The following is a 1,128-nucleotide window of genomic DNA, read 5'->3' as shown; positions in this document are numbered from 1 at the left end:
TGCTAAATTTTTGTCTTTAAATAGAGGGGAAGTTCCGTTGAAAGTCGATGATAAAAAACTTGACTATTTGAAGGAGAGTAGGAGGGTAACTGTATTCTGCACAATAAGAGGGTCAACCTTTCACTTGAGATATATTTTGAGCACTGAAAGACAAGGGTGCGATTTATAAATCAAGTGGGAAGGATAAGATAGCCGCGGAAAGCCTGAAAAAAAAACTCAGGTAAGGCTAAAGTGAGCTAAAATTATCAGCCGGAAGGTGTGGTAAAATTTGTGGCTAAAAGCAAAAAGGATGTAACTATGCGTTTGTGAGATTTCTATGAGTGATGCAACAAATAAGCTTTTTCACAAGTGAATCTTTCCTGGCTGATGGAGATTTAACCTCTGTTTTTTAGCTTGCATTTTGTATTTCCGCAATCTTTAAAAAGAAAGGAGGTGAAAAAAGATGAAGAAGGTAATGAGGGTAACCATATTAGCGATGAGTTTAGTACTCTCTCTGATAACGGTAAGTTCCGCCGCTAACCAAGTAGTAACGTTAACAGTTGGGAATTGGGATTTTAACTTGGGATATGATGTAGATCCTGCTCCTTATTTTGACATAACAGGTATATACAGTGGTACTGGGGCAGAGAACGTTGTTCATGGAGCAGCAGCGTTTATACAGGAAGACACGATATTAGAAATAGGGCTCTTTGGCAACGCTTATGACATTGACGCAGAGGGAAACATTACAAGAGCTGATTATACCATAAGGGCAAAACTTAATTCTACAGACATGACAGGAGTAGCAGATTACGCCTGTCCACATTGGAACAGCTTTATGGGCGATATGCCGGCTAAGCTCACTTTTGGAGAGGCACCAACGATAAAAGAGACTACTACTCCACCTGGTGTTAAGTAACGAATGGATGTTGATAAGTATAAAGGTTTGTCTCTTAAGGAAAGAGAGTGGGGAAAGGAAAAATAATTTTTCTTTCCCCATTTTCTTTGTAGCCCCTTGTTGATACAACGGATGTTCCACTGTAAAACAAACACTCCAATAGAGCTGAACATCTGTAAAATCAACAAGTTTGGCGACATGAACATAGCTTCTTTCTACTGACTACATTCGCTCCTAAGTGAGGAAGTGCT

1 protein-coding gene is annotated in these 1,128 nt (G+C 39.4%); it reads left to right on the top strand.

What is annotated here, in order from left to right; genetic code table 11:
• The first annotated feature begins 442 nt into the window (after positions 1-442).
• Positions 443-898: a hypothetical protein gene (locus AB1414_21325; GenBank protein ID MEW6609953.1), complete on the top strand. Its 456-nt coding sequence runs from the start codon at positions 443-445 to the stop codon at positions 896-898.
• Positions 899-1,128 lie beyond the last annotated feature (230 nt).

The sequence above is a fragment of the bacterium genome (assembly GCA_040755795.1).
Lineage (GTDB): Bacteria > UBA9089 > CG2-30-40-21 > CG2-30-40-21 > SBAY01 > JBFLXS01.
The sequence above is the reverse complement of the archived record's forward strand: the minus strand, read 5'-3'. Positions and strand labels throughout refer to the sequence as shown.